Origin of the sequence: Microbulbifer bruguierae, from assembly GCF_029869925.1 — a bacterium.
Classification (GTDB): domain Bacteria; phylum Pseudomonadota; class Gammaproteobacteria; order Pseudomonadales; family Cellvibrionaceae; genus Microbulbifer; species Microbulbifer bruguierae.
In genome coordinates this window covers 254,616-271,045 of record NZ_CP118605.1, presented here as the reverse complement: position 1 = coordinate 271,045, position 16,430 = coordinate 254,616, and the positions used below count along the sequence as shown (strand labels likewise).

At 58.9% G+C, this 16,430-nt stretch carries 13 protein-coding genes; 6 read left to right on the top strand and 7 right to left on the bottom strand.

Features of this window, described 5'->3' with window-relative positions:
• Positions 1-200: 200 nt before the first annotated feature.
• The 3 genes from PVT68_RS01210 to PVT68_RS01200 are packed head-to-tail and all read right to left on the bottom strand — an operon-like array spanning position 201 to position 6,054.
• Entirely contained in the window at positions 201-3,356 is a 3,156-nt protein-coding gene (locus tag PVT68_RS01210) for an efflux RND transporter permease subunit (protein WP_280320751.1), read from the bottom strand.
• Positions 3,353-4,594 carry an efflux RND transporter periplasmic adaptor subunit gene (locus tag PVT68_RS01205; RefSeq protein WP_280320750.1) on the bottom strand — a complete coding sequence of 414 codons (1,242 nt, stop codon included), beginning with the start codon at positions 4,592-4,594 and terminating at the stop codon, positions 3,353-3,355. The genes PVT68_RS01210 and PVT68_RS01205 overlap by 4 nt, the downstream gene beginning before the upstream one ends.
• The gene (locus tag PVT68_RS01200) at positions 4,594-6,054 is read right to left on the bottom strand and encodes a TolC family protein (protein WP_280320749.1); all 1,461 of its coding nucleotides are present in this window, start codon (positions 6,052-6,054) and stop codon (positions 4,594-4,596) included. The genes PVT68_RS01205 and PVT68_RS01200 overlap by 1 nt, the downstream gene beginning before the upstream one ends.
• 353 nt (positions 6,055-6,407) lie before the next feature.
• Between PVT68_RS01200 and PVT68_RS01195 the strand changes: the two genes are divergently transcribed.
• From PVT68_RS01195 to PVT68_RS01180, 4 genes are all read left to right on the top strand, one after another.
• Positions 6,408-7,592, top strand: coding sequence for an acyl-CoA dehydrogenase (locus tag PVT68_RS01195; protein WP_280320748.1), 1,185 nt, complete (start codon positions 6,408-6,410; stop codon positions 7,590-7,592).
• 297 nt (positions 7,593-7,889) lie between these two features.
• The gene (locus PVT68_RS01190; RefSeq protein ID WP_280320747.1) at positions 7,890-8,507 is read left to right on the top strand and encodes a trimeric intracellular cation channel family protein; all 618 of its coding nucleotides are present in this window, start codon (positions 7,890-7,892) and stop codon (positions 8,505-8,507) included.
• A gap of 51 nt (positions 8,508-8,558) precedes the next feature.
• Positions 8,559-10,307: an alpha/beta hydrolase gene (locus tag PVT68_RS01185; RefSeq protein ID WP_280320746.1), complete on the top strand. Its 1,749-nt coding sequence runs from the start codon at positions 8,559-8,561 to the stop codon at positions 10,305-10,307.
• A gap of 93 nt (positions 10,308-10,400) precedes the next feature.
• Complete coding sequence (locus PVT68_RS01180; protein ID WP_280320745.1) at positions 10,401-11,258, top strand: sulfurtransferase; 858 nt, start codon at positions 10,401-10,403, stop codon at positions 11,256-11,258.
• A 72-nt stretch (positions 11,259-11,330) separates the two neighbouring features.
• Here the strand turns inward: PVT68_RS01180 and msrA are convergent, their stop codons facing one another.
• Together msrA and PVT68_RS01170 are read right to left on the bottom strand one after the other, a co-directional pair.
• Positions 11,331-11,960 (bottom strand): peptide-methionine (S)-S-oxide reductase MsrA, encoded by a 630-nt coding sequence (gene msrA, locus PVT68_RS01175; RefSeq protein WP_280320744.1) that lies wholly within the window; start codon positions 11,958-11,960, stop codon positions 11,331-11,333.
• Positions 11,961-12,001: 41 nt separating this feature from the next.
• Positions 12,002-12,619 (bottom strand): class I SAM-dependent methyltransferase, encoded by a 618-nt coding sequence (locus tag PVT68_RS01170; protein ID WP_280320743.1) that lies wholly within the window; start codon positions 12,617-12,619, stop codon positions 12,002-12,004.
• 222 nt (positions 12,620-12,841) lie between these two features.
• On the opposite strand from PVT68_RS01170, the gene PVT68_RS01165 reads away from it, so the two are divergent.
• Complete coding sequence (locus tag PVT68_RS01165) at positions 12,842-14,107, top strand: porin (protein ID WP_280320742.1); 1,266 nt, start codon at positions 12,842-12,844, stop codon at positions 14,105-14,107.
• Between the two features lie 57 nt (positions 14,108-14,164).
• Positions 14,165-14,701, top strand: a complete 537-nt coding sequence (locus tag PVT68_RS01160; protein ID WP_280322564.1) for a J domain-containing protein — start codon at positions 14,165-14,167, stop codon at positions 14,699-14,701.
• 21 nt (positions 14,702-14,722) lie between these two features.
• On the opposite strand, the gene PVT68_RS01155 is transcribed toward PVT68_RS01160, so the two are convergent.
• A complete protein-coding gene (locus PVT68_RS01155) occupies positions 14,723-15,502 on the bottom strand; it encodes a methyltransferase domain-containing protein (protein WP_280320741.1) in 780 nt (259 codons plus the stop codon).
• 47 nt (positions 15,503-15,549) lie between these two features.
• A complete protein-coding gene (locus PVT68_RS01150) occupies positions 15,550-16,254 on the bottom strand; it encodes a DUF599 domain-containing protein (protein WP_280322563.1) in 705 nt (234 codons plus the stop codon).
• Positions 16,255-16,430: the final 176 nt, after the last annotated feature.

The following is a 16,430-nucleotide window of genomic DNA, read 5'->3' as shown; positions in this document are numbered from 1 at the left end:
GAAGCAGTTGATACTAACGAAGCTCTGAATTTCGAATTGAAGGCGATGTGGCGGGGATGGGTTTTCGAAAGCGTCGGCGACAGGGACGTCGCCGACGCAGCGTACAGGGATGTATTCACAGCGGTTTCGAAAATCCATCCCCGGCACATTGCCGCCACCCAACCAGCTTCAAAGCGCCAAGGACTCGGAGGGAGAACATACTACGACGTTGTGCCTCCCAAAGTTCGTCCCTTCAATATCCCAAACAACGCCGGAATATCCCGCGAAAACATCAGATACAAACAGGGCACCAGCAACAGGGAAATTGTGGTCGCTGCGAGGATGCCATAGCCAAGAGAAATCGCCATGGGAATCATGAATTTCGCCTGCACCGACGTTTCAAAAATCATCGGCATCAGACCACAGAAAGTAGTTACCGTGGTCAGAATGATCGGCCGGAAACGGCGGGCAGCGGCGGCTTTGATGGCGTCGGTAATGGGTGTGCCCTGCTCTCGCAGGCGATTACCGTACTCGATCATCACCAGGGTATCGTTGATCACGACCCCCGCCAGCGCCACCATGCCCAACAGGCTGACCATACTGAGCCCATACCCCATCACCAGATGGCCAAGCAGAGCGCCGATGACCCCAAACGGAATCGCCACCATCACCGTCAGCGGTTGAATGTAACTTTTCAGCGGAATCGCCAACAGAAAATACAACACCGCCATCGTCAGCGAGAACGTCATCCCCAGCGAAGACAGCCCTTCGCGCTCATCCGCCTGACGCCCCTCGTAGGAAATCGACAGGCCCGGGAACTGCGCCCGCAACTGCGGAATGACCGTCTGATTGAGCTCATTGATCACCAGCGCCGCCTGATCCGCCGGTTCCACATTCGCGGTTACCGTCATCACCCGCCGCCCCTCGCGGCGATTGATGGTCGCGTAAGCGCGGCCCTGGTCGATTTCGACAAGATCCGGCAAGGGCAGCCACAGACCGTTCCCGGCACGAATCATGATGTTGTGGACGTCGTTCAGGGTAACGCGCTCCGCTTCCGGCAAACGCACCATTACTTTCACCTGGTCGCGACCGCGCTGCTGGCGAATGGCCTCGGCACCGTAGAGTGAGGCCCGCAACTGGCGGCCGATATCTTCCGCACTCAGACCCAGACTTTTCGCCGTGTCTGTCAGGGTGAGATCCAGCTGACGCTTACCCTGGGAAACACCCGCATCAATATCCCCCACGGCAGGAAAACCCTTCAGGGCATCCGCCAACTGCATGGCCGCGTCTTCGAGTAAATCCGTATCCGCGTGGCGCAGTTCCACCGTCAATGCCGGCCCGGCGCCGGGGCCACCGCGATCGCTGGCAAAACTGGAGCTGAGAGCGCCGGGCACCGGCCCCACTTGCCGCCGCCAGCGCTGCACGAATTCACCGGTGGTCACCGTGCGCTGGTCGCCCGGGGTGAGGTAAACATCCACCTGCACCTGATCGTCGCGGATCAGACCACGCATTCCGAGGAAAACCCCCTCGCGACCGACCTCATCGAGAATAAGGTTGCCCGCATCCATGATCTGGCGGCGTGCGCGCTCCAGTTGCGCCTCGGAGGTGCCGGGTGGAAAGGTGACCTGTACCCGACCGGAATCGCGCTCTACCTTTGGCATCAAGGTAAACCCCATACGGCCGCTGGAGGCGTAGCCAATCATCACAATCAGAATCGCTACCGAGATTGCGATGGTGATATAGCGATGGCGTACACACAGATCCAGAAATGGCTTGAAACGATTTTCCACAAACCGGTCCAGGCTGCGTGCCAGCATCTTCTGGCGCGCGGCGAAGCGGCGCGCGGACCGGCTCTTGTGACCCCGACGGGAATACGCCAGGTGCGCAGGCAGGATAAACAGAGCCTCCACCCAGGAAATGGCAAATACCGCCCCCACCACAAACGGGATCACACCAAAAATCTTGCCCATAAAACCGGGCAATTCTGTCAGCGGAATAAATGCGACGATATTGGTGAGAATGGCAAAGGTGAGAGGGACCGCGACCTGGCGGGCACCCGCCACCGCCGCTTCGAAATTGCTGTAGCCTTTCTGGCGCCACTCGTGAATATTTTCACCGGCGATGATCGCATCATCCACTACGATCCCAAGGGCAATGATGAAGGCGAACATGCTCACCATGTTGATGGAAATATCCATCGCCGGCAGGAACAGCAAAGCGCCGAGAAAACTGACAGGGATGCCGAGAGTTACCCAGAATGCCAGACGTAACTCCAGGAATGCACCCAGTACCGCGAACACCAGCAACAAGCCGATAAAGCCGTTTTTAAGCAACAGCGACAGACGTTCTTTGAAAATCTCCGAGTCGTCATCCCGTACGCTCACATGAATGCCCGGCGGCAGTGTCTCGCGCAATTCTTCCAGCACCTGGTGGGTCGCGTCGCTGACGCTCATCGGCGTCTGGTCGCCAATACGGTATACATCGATTCCTGCCGCGGGTTCGCCGTTGTAAACCATATCCCGGGGCTCATCCACCAGTGCGTCGCGGATACTTGCGATATCCCGCAGGCGCACGGTGCCGCCGGCATCGGTCTTGGTGATGGCAATATCACCAAATTGCCGCGCCCAATCGCGCCGCTCGGTCACCCGCACCAGTATCTCCCCCGCCTCGGACTTGACCCCTCCAGCAGGCACATCCACTGCCGCATTACGGATCAGCTGCGCAATATCCGGCAGTGACAGGTTGTAGCGGCGCAGGTCGTCGCGCTCTACTTCGATGGCTACTTCGTAGTCCTTTACCCCGTAGGCTTCGAGCTGGGTAATATCCGGGTGCGCTTCCAGCTTGTCGTACACCTGCATGACAAATTCACGCAGAGTGCGGTCGTCCACCTTCCCGTGCACCACCAGATCGAGCACATCCCGTTTGCGATCCGCAAGGCTGACCTGGGGACGCTCGATGTCGCTGGGAAAGGTCGACACGCGATCGATCGCTGCCTGTACGTCCTGGAAGACCTTGTTGGGATTGGCATCCTCTTCCAGTTCCAGAGTAAGGCTGGCACGACCCTCGCCAGCGCTACCGCGCAACTCCTTGATACCTTCCAGCCCTGTCACCGCCTGCTCGGCGGGAACCAGTACACCGCGTTCCACTTCTTCCGGACTCGCGCCCGGGTAAGAAATACTGACACTGACCATATCGAGGCTGAATTCGGGGAACACCTCTTTCTTGATCGAGAATGAAAAGAACAGCCCGCCGATCAGGAACACCAGCATCAGCAGGTTGGCGGTGACGTGGTTGTGGGTCATCCAGGCGATAGCCCCGCGGCGGGTTTCCACCGGAGGGCGTTTGGGACTGTGCCCGAAGCTGCCGTTATCGCTCATCCGCGCTCACCATCGGCGCCGTCACTGCGGGGGCGCTCCGGCAACTCCGGGGGCTCGCTTTTCTGGGATTGGGTTTTCTGGCGCGCAGTTTCCGCAACGCGCACCGGCATACCATCGGTCACACTGGCGAGCCGTGTCGTTACCAGGATTTCACCACCGCGCAGACCACTTTCCAGCACCGCAAATTCTTCATTGAAATGCGCAACCCTGACCGGCTGGATAACGATTTTGCCATCGCGCACTATCCACACCCGGTCCCCATCCTGCAGCGCAGTCAGTGGAATACGCACCTGCTGCCCGTTGGCACGGCCGGTAATTTCCACACGGGCGAGATCATTGAGCAGTAATTGCGGGCGCGAAGGGTTTTCGATACCCAGAGGGTCGTCCAGCTCTACCAGCACCCGTGCCAGGCGGCCCTGCTCTTCCAGTACCGGAATTACCCGCACAAAACGCCCGTCCCTGTACTCCCCCGCAGGCCACTGACTGCCGCGAATACGCACGGTGGCTTTGGGAGTGTTGAGCTGTGGCAACTGGCGCGCGGGCACTTCCACTTCGATCTGGAAGCGGTCGGCACCCGCCAGGTTGTACATGACGGTGCCCGGTGCCACACGGTCACCGATATCCACACTGCGCGACACCAGCAGTGCCGTGAAGGGACTGGCAATGGCGGTCAGACGCAGGTCGCGCTGAGCCAGGTTGACCGATGCGTGCGCCGCATCCACGCGAGCGCGGGCAGCCGCCAGTTGCGGCTCACGCAACACCAGCGCGCGATCCGCATCGGGCAGAGAGCTGCCGAGCAGTTCGAATTCTTCCTCGGCAACCGTGCGCTGCCCCTCTTCCTGCTGCAATTCTGCGCGGCGCTCCGCCAGGCTACTGCGGGCGCTCTGTAGTGCCAGCTGATAGGGCTCGCGCTCGATGCGCATCAGTGGCTGGCCTTTTTCCAGGGTCGAGCCCGGTCCCAGGTCATAGTCAAGCCATTCCACCCGGCCTTCTACCTGTGGCTGCAGCTCCACCAGCTCGCGCGCGGCTACCTTGCCCAGCGCTTTGATTGTGAGCGGGAACTGTCCGTATTCCGCCTCGGCGACTTCGACGGTAACCGGTGGCGCCTTGCGCTCTCCGCGCTGCATGGTGGGCTTTTCTTCCAGCAGCCAGTTGGACAGCAACAGGGCCATGCCAATCAGCGCAACCGGAATCACGATGCTCCAGTTGAGTTTGTTCAGGATTCCAAATTTAGACATCAATGGGTCTCCACCCGGTAAACATCCAGCTCCACCTTCGGCGGCTGCGGTAGATCTTGTGCCGCCAGCCCGCCGGAAAGCGCACGGTAGAGTGTTACCCGGTTTTCCAGTAATTCGCGGCGTGCAGTGAGATGCTGCCGCTCCAGGGATTGCTGATTGTTGGTCGCCGACAGCACGTTGAGAAAATCAACCGTGCCGCGCATGTACGCGCGCCGTTGGCGCACGGAAATCTGATCCGCCAATTCGATTCTGGTCTGTAAGTAATGCAAGCGGTCGCGGATGGCCTGCTCATTGATCAATGCCTGCTCCACTTCTCCGAGTGCCTGCATCACGGTATTGCGAAATACCGACCACCGTTCCTGCTCTACCGCCTGCTGCTGGCGCTTGGCCGCGGAGAGCGCTCCGCCATCAAAGATCACCGCCTCGACGGCTGCGCTCAGGTTCAACAGCCAGTCCTCGGCAATATCGCTCAGGGAGTTACCGCCACCACTGAAAAATACACTCAGGGTGAGACCAGGCAAGCGCTCCGCCCAGGCCTGATCCGCCAGGTAATGCCCCTGTAACAGTTCCCGCTGCGCGCCGTTTACGTCCGGGCGTCGCAACAGCAGTTGCGAGGGCACTCCAGTGTCTGGCAGCGCCGGAATTGTCGGTAAGGCATTTCCCCGATTCACAAAGGTCGGCAACCGCTGTTCTGTTGTCCCCAGCAATGCCGCCAACTGCACCTGTAAGTTCTGGATGTTTGCCCGGCTTGCATCCAGCTGTTGCATGGATTCCTGTACCAGCTGGCGCTGCTGCAATACATCGGCGGCGGCACTCACACCGCCACCAAAACGCAGCTCCAGCACTCGCAGGGTTTTGCGATTGGTCTCCAGCTGTTGTTCCAGTAGCTGGAGCTGGCCCCATTGCTCCTGCAATTGCAACCACACCCCAGTCACTTCCGCTACCAGGGTAAGCGCGGCGGTCTGCAGGTTTTCTTCCTGTGCCAGGCGCCCCGCCTCAGCGGCACGGGCGCCACTGCGCACCCGCCCCCACAAATCCACCTCATAACCGGCCGCCAGACTGCCGCTCCAGCTGCCGCCTTCGTTTTCGGCACCGGAAAAGTCGAAGCCGTCGGAGGAAGCCCGGCGCTGGTTGGTGTTGTCCAGGGAGCCAGTCAGGCGCGGCCAGAAACCACTGCGCGCCTGAGCGGCAGCGGCATCCGCTTGTTGCAGGCGCCAGTAGCTTGCCTGCAAGTCCGGACTGTCCGCCAGCGCCAGGGATACCAGCTGGTTGAGCTCGTCGTCAGCAAAACTCTGCCACCAGCGCTGCTCCGCCGCCAGCGTGCCAGAGGCGCGGAACTGCTCCGGAAGTCCGAGTGTCTGCTGCGGCAATTCCGGCGGCAGCGTCTGGCTACTGCAGGCAGTCAGGCAGAGGACACACAGTACGCGCCCCAAAACGGGAATTTTTGTCAGGTACCCCATAGCACTTTTTCGATATAACGAGAGTTGTTTTCATTATCTGAACTTATATAACACCGGCAAGGCGTTTTACGTTCATTAACGTAAATTGCGAGACGAATGGTGGGGTCCTTGGTCCGGATATTTTGCCGGCTCCAAATCGACCGAGAAAAAATGTGATCACAAACGTGATTCCCGGAAAATTGTTCGCTATGATCGACGGATAGCAATAAAGCCCCCGGCGATCTCGTATCGCTGCTGAATCAATTCTGCCGCTACGCCACGGGCTTTTGCTTAACATTCTGATACATAGCGATTTCACAGTTTGTCTTAAGTTTTCTATTAGTTTCCCTTAAGTTTTCTACGGACCCGAAACCATGAGCAAAAATCAGCCTTTGGCACACTGGGACGATATCCTGCTGCTGGACCGCCAGCTCACCGATGAAGAGCGCATGATCCGCGACAGCGCGCGGGAATACTGCCAATCCAAGTTGATGCCGCGGGTACTCGAAGCAAACCGCCATGAAATCTTCGACCGCGACATCATGTCTGAAATGGGAGAACTGGGGTTGCTTGGCTCTACCATTGAAGGCTATGGCTGTGCGGGATTGAACTACGTGTCTTACGGTCTGGTGGCGCGGGAAGTGGAACGTGTTGATTCCGGTTACCGCTCCGCCATGAGCGTGCAGTCGAGTCTGGTGATGCACCCGATCTACGCCTACGGCAGCGAGGAACAGAAGCAGAAATACCTGCCGAAACTGGCCACTGGCGAATGGGTAGGCTGTTTCGGCCTCACCGAGCCGGACGCCGGCTCCGATCCCGGCGGCATGAAGACCCGGGCTCGTAAAGTGGACGGCGGCTACCTTATCAGCGGCGCCAAGATGTGGATCACCAACAGTCCCATCGCTGACGTATTCGTAGTCTGGGCAAAAGATGACGAGGGGGATATCCGCGGCTTCATACTGGATAAAGGTATGGAGGGCCTGGCGGCACCGAAAATCGAAGGCAAGTTCTCCCTGCGCGCTTCCATTACTGGCGAAATCGTCATGGACAATGTGTTCGTGCCGGAAGAAAACCGTTTCCCGGATACCAAAGGCCTGGGCGGCCCCTTCGGCTGTCTGAACCGCGCCCGCTATGGGATTTCCTGGGGCGCTCTCGGTGCAGCGGAGTTCTGCTGGCACGCCGCGCGCCAGTACGGCCTGGACCGCAAACAGTTCGACAAGCCGCTGGCGCAGACCCAGCTGTTCCAGAAAAAACTCGCGGATATGCAGACTGAGATCACCCTCGGCCTGCAGGCCTCCCTGCGCGTGGGCCGCCTGATGGACGAGAACAAAGACTTCGACCCGACCATGATTTCCCTGGTCAAGCGCAATAACTGCGGCAAGGCCCTGGACATTGCCCGCACCGCCCGGGATATGCATGGTGGCAACGGTATCTCGGACGAATTTCACGTTATCCGCCATGTGATGAACCTGGAAGCCGTGAATACCTACGAAGGTACCCACGATGTCCACGCACTGATACTGGGGCGTGCGCAGACAGGATTACAGGCGTTTTTCTGAGACCAGCAGCCCGGAAATCCACACGATCCTGCAGCATCGCCGCTAAGGTGCTGCTGCCGGGTACAGCCTTCCGAGACCTTCGAAAACAGGATGTTTTCGCAGAGCCCCCAGGGATGGGTTCACGGCGTGTCTCGGAAGGCTGTACCCGGTAGCAGTACCGCCACAGAAGTATCTACAAAGGACCATTGCAAAGGTCCATTGCAAAGGTCCATTGCAAAGAACCCTTGCGCTGTACCTTCGTGACAGAGGACCCCATAATCTCCGCCTCACCGACAAGACTCACGCGGACGGGTACCCATGGAACAGCTGCTGCACTGGTTTGACCTGATCGGCATTGTCGTTTTCGCTTTTACTGGAGTGCTGGCGGCGGGTCATAAGCAGATGGACCTGTTCGGAGCCGTGGTGCTGGCCTGTGTCACCGCCACCGGCGGCGGCACTACCCGCGATATGATTCTCAATGTCCCGGTGTTCTGGCTGTCCGACAGTCACTACCTGTGGATCGCCGCCGCCACCGGTGTCATCAGCTTCTATCTGATCCGCTATTTGCACGTCCCCATGCGCCTGCTGATGATCGCTGACGCCGCAGGGCTCGCGGTATTCGTGGTCATCGGCACCCAGAAAGTGCTGGACCTCGGCCACTCCTCCGCTATCGCCATCGTCATGGGCGTCATGACCGGGACCTTCGGGGGGCTGATTCGCGATATTCTGTGTGGTGACATCCCGCTGCTGCTGCGGCGGGAAATTTATGCCACCGCGGCCTTGAGCGGCGCCTCTGCTCTGGTAATACTGGACGACATTGAAGGGCTGCCCGGGGAAATCGTGGTGGCCATAGCGGTACTGGTCACCCTGGGGATTCGTCTGGCGGCGCTGCGCTGGAACCTCTCCGCCCCTATCGCGCGAATGCGCCCCAACTGACCTCCGCAAGCGGCGTTTCAACCACCGGATTCCAATTCAGGCAATCGTAATATGCCCCTACGCTTTACCCTGCCCCACCGTGCTCTGTGTGCGCCCCTGCTTGCTCTCGGCGCGCTGCTGTTTTTGGCTGGCTGTGACAAGCCGGTAAAAACCGCCGGAGAGACCCCCAACCAGCTGATCAGCAAACCCTGCTGGTTTGACACCGAGCCCAGCTGGCCCACCACCCAGTGCTTCATGATGGAAGTGCCGGAAGACCACACCAAGCCCGAAGGCCGTAAAATCCAGTTCCCGGTGGTGCGCTTCTTTGCCCAGATTAGTGACCCGGACAAGGAGCCACTGCTCCACCTGGGTGCCGGCGGACCCGGCGCCAGCATGGGACTGGAGCCGGAAAATGCCAGTGACTGGCTGTGGGTCAACTATGCGGACATGACCGTGGAAAGCGGCCGTGACCTGATCGTCATCGACCCCCGTGGCACCGGTATGGCAAAACCGCGGCTGGCCTGCGACGAGTTCATCAAGGATGCCGACCTCGCCTTCACCCGCAAACTGAGCACCGACGAGGAATCCCGGGTATTCACCTACAGCATGGAGCGCTGCTACACCCGCCTCAGCCAGAGTGCCGACCTCGCCCATTACAACAGTCTCGCGGTCGCCAGGGATGTCGAGGCCCTGCGCCAGGCCCTCGGACTGCCCAAACTGAACCTCTACGGCGTCTCCTATGCCAGCCGCTACGCGTTGACCATTGCCCGGGAGTTTCCCGATTCGGTACGGGCCATGGTGCTGAACAGTGCGGTCTTCCCCAATATCATTTACGCCCAGCAACTCCCCCAGGACGTGCTGGCCGCCTATGAGCGCGGCATCGAGTTTTGCAGCAAAGACCCGGACTGCAACAAACGCTATCCGGACCTGCAACGGAGACTGGAAGCACTGGTACAAACGCTGGATGAAGAGCCACTCACGGTCGACACCGGCAATATCCACCCCGGCGAGCGCTACCCCTTTGTTCTCAGCGGCCAGCGCCTGCTGCGGGTGCTGTTTCAAGCGCTCTACAACGAACATTTTTACCGGGAATTGCCCGCCATTATCGACCAACTGGAGACCGGCGAGGCGGAACTGCTCAAGCCCTCTATTGCCAGTTTTATGGGACTGGTACTGGACCCGAATTTTGGCGACGCCGCCGGCATCAGCCATTTCTGTTACGAAGAAGCCCCCTTCGTGGACTTCGACCTGGCCCGCCAGACCGCTGCCAACAGCGGTACGCTCGGCGGCTCGGTGCGCTCGGACATCGACATGATGCAGGTGCAGTGCCGAATCTGGGCCATCCCCTCTGCGCCGCTACTGGAGTCCCAGGCCATCAAGACACCGGTCCCCACGCTGGTCATGCACGGTGCCCTGGACCCGGTACTCGCTGCCAACGACGCCGACAGGGCACGCAAAAAACTGCCCAACCACCAGTGGCTACTGTTCCCGAACCTGGCCCACGACGTGATTTCAGCCAGTGACTGCGCTGCGCGGGCCGCTGCAGATTTTCTCGATCAACCGGCCCAGCCGGTCGTGGAAACCGCCAACGCCTGCCGCAAAGAAGAACTGGCCCATCAGGCGGAGCTGGAGCGCAAGATCGCGGAGATGGAAGCACAGCGGGAGGCTTCACAGCAGCTGGCGGCAGAGCCAGGAGCTGAATCCGGGACTGACGAAGACCTGCCCAACGGCGAGCAACACGAGAAACCAAACGAAAGGCTGCGGGAAGCTCCAGCAGGTAGCCGCTACTCTGAGGCCCGCGAGAATCCAGCGCCGCAATAGGCTGCCGACACTCACGGATACGTAAGTGATTGGACTGGACAAAAACCCGGGCGGGCCTTACTTTCGCCACAAACGAAGATAAAAGCAGTCACTATGAACTATCAGCGTGTGATTACCGTCTCCGAGCTTTCCGCCTTACAGAAACAACAGGCTGAAGGCCTCTGCGATCTGGTGGTTCTCGACTGCCGCTACGATCTGGCAGATCCTCAGGCCGGTGAAAACGCCTTTCTTTCGGGACATATTCCGGGCGCCCACTACGCCAGCCTGCACCGGGATCTTTCGGCACCCTGTGCAAGATACGGCGGCCGCCATCCCTTTCCCTCGGCATCCCAGATTACCGAATTTGCCCGCGCCGCCGGTATCAACCGCGACACTCAGGTAGTGGCTTACGACGACCAGCGTCTGGCCTTTGCCGCCCGCCCCTGGTGGCTGCTGCGTCATTTCGGCCATGACAAGGTGGCCGTCCTCGACGGCGGCTTCGGCGCATGGAAAGAAGCCGGAATGGAGGTAGAGGAAGGCACCGCTTCGAGCAGCGCACCCGGCGACTTCGTCGCCCACCCCCGCAGTGGCGAACTGATGCATTACGATGACATCTATCCGCACTTGCAGAACCCACCATGGCAGCTGGTCGACGCCCGGGATGCCAAGCGCTTCGCCGGCAATGAAGAACCCATCGACCCCATTGCCGGTCACATCCCCACCGCGGTCAACAAACCCTGGCAGCTCATCACCAACGACCAGGGTTTTATCCGCCCCATCAACGAACTGCGGGAACACTGGCAAAGTATTCCCGCAGATGACGATATCGTGTGTTATTGCGGTTCTGGAGTCACCGCCTGCGTCAATCTATTAGCGCTGAGCCTGATCGATCGGGAGGCCCGGCTGTATCCGGGAAGCTGGAGTGACTGGTGTGCGCATATCCTGCATCCAGACACGCCTGCGAAGACATAGACCACCGAAGACATAGTTAGAGACGGTATAGCATGCTACGAAAAAGCGCCCCGATTGGGGCGCTTTTCGCGATCAACGCAACAGGCAGGCACCGGTACCTGCCAGGCCGCAGTAACCTCCTGGATTCTTCGCCAGATACTGCTGATGATCCTCCTCTGCGTAAAAGAAGGTCGGCGCGGGGAGAACCTCGGTAGTAATGGCTCCGTAGTCCCGATCCTGTAGCGCCTGCTGAAATTCCCGCTCGGTTTCCTCGGCCTGTGCCTGCTGCTCTTCGCCGTAGGTATAAATACAGGAGCGGTACTGGGTGCCCAGATCATTGCCCTGGCGCATACCCTGTGTGGGGTCGTGTTCCTCCCAGAAGTGGCGCAGCAACTCCCTGTAGCTCACTTTTGCCGGGTCAAAGACCACCAGCACCACCTCCGCATGGCCGGTGCCACCACTGCATACTTCGCGGTAGTTCGGATTGGGCGTGTGCCCTCCGGCATAACCCACGGCCGTTACGTAAACCCCGTCGATTTCCCAGAACAGGCGCTCTGCCCCCCAAAAGCACCCCATTCCGAAAACCGCCTGTTCCAGGCCCTCGGGAAATGGCGGCTGCATTGGGTTGCCGGAGACAAAATGTTTGCCACTGATGGGCATGGGCTCTGCACGACCGGGCAAGGCCTCGTCTGCACCTGGGATCTGGGTTTTGTCGTAATGCATGTTGAACACCTATTTGAGCATCTGGCAATTGGTCGCCGGCGCTATTTGCCCGCAAGCATAATGCAGCCCGTTGCCTTTAACGGGCGCTGAGTCTGCCACTCGTGGTATTGCGCGTCGAGTTTTTCTTGAGCCCGCGCCGCCAGCCGCCGAAACGGTGAACGGCCCGGATCCACCAGCAGAACCCGCTCGACACCCGCCCGCAGCGCGCGCCGGGTAAGATTGTAAAGTGGCGCTTCCAGCTTGTCCCAGAAGCAGATGTCGGTGCCGATCACCGCGTCAAAATCCCGCAGTGCCGCTTCCGTCACCTTTTCGTAGCGGCAGCGCCAGGTTTTGATCTGCACACCGTTCAATTCCGCGTGGTACTCCGCGAACGGAAACACGCTGGGGTCCGCATCCAATGAAGTCACCTGCGCATCAAATTCTTTGGCACAAAAGATCCCACCAAGACCCCAGCCACACCCCAGATCCAACACCCTGGCACCGCTTTCTAACGGGTGTCTTTTCAGAAAATCCATGGTCAGGCAGGAACTTTTCCAGAACTTGTTGCCGTGCAGGGACGCGTCACCCGCTTCCCGGCGCAGCCTGCGCATATCCGCGTGTGCATTGTTGCGCACCGTCAGCCCGAACATCCGGCGACTGAGAGATGTACTTTCTGCCAAGGTTCTCTCCCCTATTTATCTACATTTTTAACGACAGGTATTCTGCATTGCGGTCATTTCGTCAAAATTAAAGCAAGTACTGCCAAAAATGTGCAGTGTACCCATTCGGATATCCACCTTCAGCCCGCGGGTCTATTTTTGCATTGGAATCCAGTTCAAGCGTATTGCACTACTTCGCCTCCAGGTCCGCCTCCGGACGGATATGCGAGCAAGAGACCAGGCATGAATATACATTTCCGCATACAACTTCTGGCAGCGGCGACCCTTCTGGCGACTTCAAACGCACACGCAGTCCCTATCTACCAATCGAACGAAGTCACCCTGTATATGGAGGGGTACTTTACCGCGCACATGATCAACATCGAAGGCGATACCCAGATGCGGGACGGTGCTTCCCGCATTCGTATTGGCCTCAATATACCGGCATACGACAATTGGGATGCCGGGATGAACCTTGAGTGGGGTGTAAGGGCCATATCTTCCGCGCAGGACCTGATTATTCAGGGTGACCAACAGGCTGCACCCGGCGATGAAAGACAATCACTCTATTTGCGCCAGGGGCACGCGTTTGCGAAACATCCCACCTGGGGTGAGTTCACTCTCGGCAAACAGTGGGGCGTCTATTACGAGGTCACCTATATCACCGACTGGTACCACGCCTCCGGCGGACTCGCCAGTGGTACCTACGCCCTCGGATCCGACGGCGGCACAACCGGTAGCGGTCGTGCAGACAGCGCGATCACCTGGCGCAAAACCTGGAAGGTCGACGCCGGTGAATTCAAAATCGGTGTGCAATACGCTGCTCACGTGGCAGACCTGAACCTCTCGGTCAACGATGTCGCAGGTCCGGATACTTTGCTGACGTGCCCGCCTGGCGACTGCGAGTATGGCATCAACCACAGCATTGCCGCGGTTTACCGGGCAGACATCGGAAAAGGGCTATTTATCGGCGCCGCGTACAACCGCGTGAAACTGGATGTGAGTACGGATAACGGTATTCTCATTGACCTGGCGGGCGATACCGAAGAGATCATCCGTACGGATTTTCCCATCAGGGCCAGCAGTAACAACTGGACCACAGCACTGGGCATGTACTACGGCGGCGAGGCGTATTCCAAGGGTTTTTATGGCGCACTGGTGATGCAGCGCTCGCAGAATAATGAGCTGGCACCGACCGGATCCGTCATGGGTATAACCAACTTTTTCGATGCCAAAGGGTCCGAATCTTTTATGAGTTACACCTGGGGGCGCGACAACTGCTACTCCATTTACGGCGGCCACAACTACCTCGTCTCGGACGACCCTACCTTCGAGGCTGCATTGGTCGAGGGTAATCGGTACAAGCTGGCTCTCTACTACTTCGGCTTCCAGTATCGCTGGAACGAGCGCATCACACTCTTCTTTGAGAATGCGGTTGACGACAGCAACGAACTGGCCACGCCCCTGGGTGACCACTTCTCTGCAGTCGGCTTTCGCGTCGACATCTGATACGCTTGCGGCCCGTTTGCAGTAATTGCGCTTGATAAGGGGACGACTTTGGGCCGCATGATTCTGTTGATTGCCGTGGGCATTTTCGCCTGGCTGGCAGTCCAAAAGTTCAAATACAGCCCGCCTGAGCAGCGGCGCAAACTTCTTATCCAGTATGTGCTGATTGCGCTGGCCGTCGCTGCGGTACTCCTGGCGATTACCGGTCGGCTGCATTGGGTTGGTGCCGCGGTGGCGGTAGTACTGCCATTGCTCAACCGCCTGTGGCGCACCTTCGGCCGCCATCTGCCATGGATTGCGCCACTCATCGCCAAACACGCACAGGCCCGGGCCGAAAAAAATCGCGCGCAGAATCAGGGAACATCCGAGCAATCACAACAGCGCCAAAGCGGCAAGCAGGCGGGAGAACCGCAGCTGACACTACAGGAAGCCCGTAAAATACTCAGCGTCAGTGCCGATGCCAACCGTGAGGAAATCATCGGCGCCCACCGCCGGCTGATTCAGAAATTCCACCCGGACCGCGGCGGCAACGATTACCTGGCCTCCCGCATCAATGCCGCCAAAGCGCTGCTTTTAAAACACCTCGACCAGCACTGAGTGCACGACCCAGGACAACCCTCAGGCCCGCCGACACAGAAGGTGCACGTAGCGGGCCAGTTGCCGATAAGGATCCACTCGGGAATACACCAGTTCCTTTTCAACAATGGCCGCCGGTGGCAGCTTGTCGCGCATTTCTGGCGTCATAAAATCGTGAAAACAGCGAATACCACTGTGCGCCACAATTGAAAGCCCCGCCTGCTCTACCCACCCCATCACCTGCTCAGGCACCAGTGGGTTTTTCGGTGTCAGGCTGCCCGGGTGTCCTCCCCAGTCGCCACTGGCCACATTGCGATCCAGTTGGCGCAGGCTACCCCGCTGTAGCAGTCGGAACTCCAGCGCGCGACGGTTATAAAACGTGAGGGAAAGATAGCCACCTGCGCGCACGCTGTTTGCCAGATGCGCCAGCGCCTGCTCGGGCTGTGCCAGCCATTCAAGCACCGCATGGCAGAGCAGCAACTGTGCCGAGGGAATCTCCGGGGAATCTGCCAGCGACTGCAAGGGCACCTGGGCAATTTGCACCCGTTGCGCCAACCCGCGCTGCTCGGCCTGCTCACCAGCCAAGGCCAACATGGATGCGGAGATGTCCGTAATCCACACCCTATGGCCAGCGTCCGCCAGATCCAGCGCAAACTGGCCCTGTCCGCCACCAGCGTCGACCACAGTCAGTGTGTCGTTCTGTGCCGCCAGGAATGGTGCCAGATCACGGTTGAGTACTGCGAGGCGAATATCCCCCTTGAGGCCTCCGTAAATCCGCTTTTTGAAACGGTGGGCCAGATCATCAAAATTGCGGTCTGTCATGGTCGGCAGATTCGCGCACAATTCGTTTGCAACAGCATCCGCACCGGTTATTTGTCCTTCGCCTGATCAAGAGAACGGCCCTCGGCGGCCAGAATGACCTGCAGGGTTCGCGAGCGGAATTCGCGCATATACAGCACCCAGATGACGCCCAGATAACCGAGCACAAACAATGCCGGGTGTACAAACCAGCCCATCACGGCCATGGAAAAGTAGAAACAACGCAATCCGTAGTTATAGCTGTGACCCGCCTGATCAATCACCTTGGCGGCACTGATGGCGTAACGTCGGCGCTCCTCTCGACTTATTTCCTCTTCATCCACCGCCGGCGCGGCACCGAGCAGTACATTGGCGAAAGAGTACTGACGCAGTGACCAGGTGAAGTTAAAAAAGGCAAAGATATAGATGAGGATCAGTACCAGCACCTTGAGCTCAAACTGCTCCACGCTGGTTCCCTGCGCAAAAGGCAGGCTACTCAGCAGCTCCACCGCCGCACTATTGGCGGAGAGTGCGGTAACCAGACCCGCGAGAATCAGGATGCTGGTGGATGCAAAAAAACCAATCACGCGCTCCAGATTACCGAGAATGGCGGCGTCGGGGATGCGCACATCCCGCTCCAGCATTCGCAGCATCCACTCCACCCGGTACCACTGCATGGACGAGGCCAGACACCAGGCGGTTTTCGCCTTCCTGCGGGCAAATACGGTATACCCGGCCCAGATAAAGCAGAAACCTGCCAGGCTCACATAGTCCATCCAGTTCAACGCACAACCTCCTATCGACTACATTTATGGCGTCAATGAATCACGAACGCACCGCTGAAATCCCCAGCTCCCCCCAACAGGCATCCGCTCGCTGGGATTTCAATGGCACCGGTAAATTATGGGGGGGCAGTTTCGCACCAGTGACGCAGGTGTCAACAGTCTCCTGT

What these genes read in the sequence shown, in the direction of transcription:
- PVT68_RS01190 (WP_280320747.1), top strand. Translation starts at nt 7,890, where the DNA reads ATGGAACAGCTGCTGCACTGGTTTGACCTGATCGGCATTGTCGTTTTC.
- PVT68_RS01150 (WP_280322563.1), bottom strand. Translation starts at nt 16,254, where the DNA reads ATGGACTATGTGAGCCTGGCAGGTTTCTGCTTTATCTGGGCCGGGTAT.
- PVT68_RS01155 (WP_280320741.1), bottom strand. Translation starts at nt 15,502, where the DNA reads ATGACAGACCGCAATTTTGATGATCTGGCCCACCGTTTCAAAAAGCGG.
- PVT68_RS01160 (WP_280322564.1), top strand. Translation starts at nt 14,165, where the DNA reads ATGATTCTGTTGATTGCCGTGGGCATTTTCGCCTGGCTGGCAGTCCAA.
- PVT68_RS01195 (WP_280320748.1), top strand. Translation starts at nt 6,408, where the DNA reads ATGAGCAAAAATCAGCCTTTGGCACACTGGGACGATATCCTGCTGCTG.
- PVT68_RS01180 (WP_280320745.1), top strand. Translation starts at nt 10,401, where the DNA reads ATGAACTATCAGCGTGTGATTACCGTCTCCGAGCTTTCCGCCTTACAG.
- msrA (WP_280320744.1), bottom strand. Translation starts at nt 11,960, where the DNA reads ATGCATTACGACAAAACCCAGATCCCAGGTGCAGACGAGGCCTTGCCC.
- PVT68_RS01185 (WP_280320746.1), top strand. Translation starts at nt 8,559, where the DNA reads ATGCCCCTACGCTTTACCCTGCCCCACCGTGCTCTGTGTGCGCCCCTG.
- PVT68_RS01210 (WP_280320751.1), bottom strand. Translation starts at nt 3,356, where the DNA reads ATGAGCGATAACGGCAGCTTCGGGCACAGTCCCAAACGCCCTCCGGTG.
- PVT68_RS01200 (WP_280320749.1), bottom strand. Translation starts at nt 6,054, where the DNA reads ATGGGGTACCTGACAAAAATTCCCGTTTTGGGGCGCGTACTGTGTGTC.
- PVT68_RS01165 (WP_280320742.1), top strand. Translation starts at nt 12,842, where the DNA reads ATGAATATACATTTCCGCATACAACTTCTGGCAGCGGCGACCCTTCTG.
- PVT68_RS01205 (WP_280320750.1), bottom strand. Translation starts at nt 4,594, where the DNA reads ATGTCTAAATTTGGAATCCTGAACAAACTCAACTGGAGCATCGTGATT.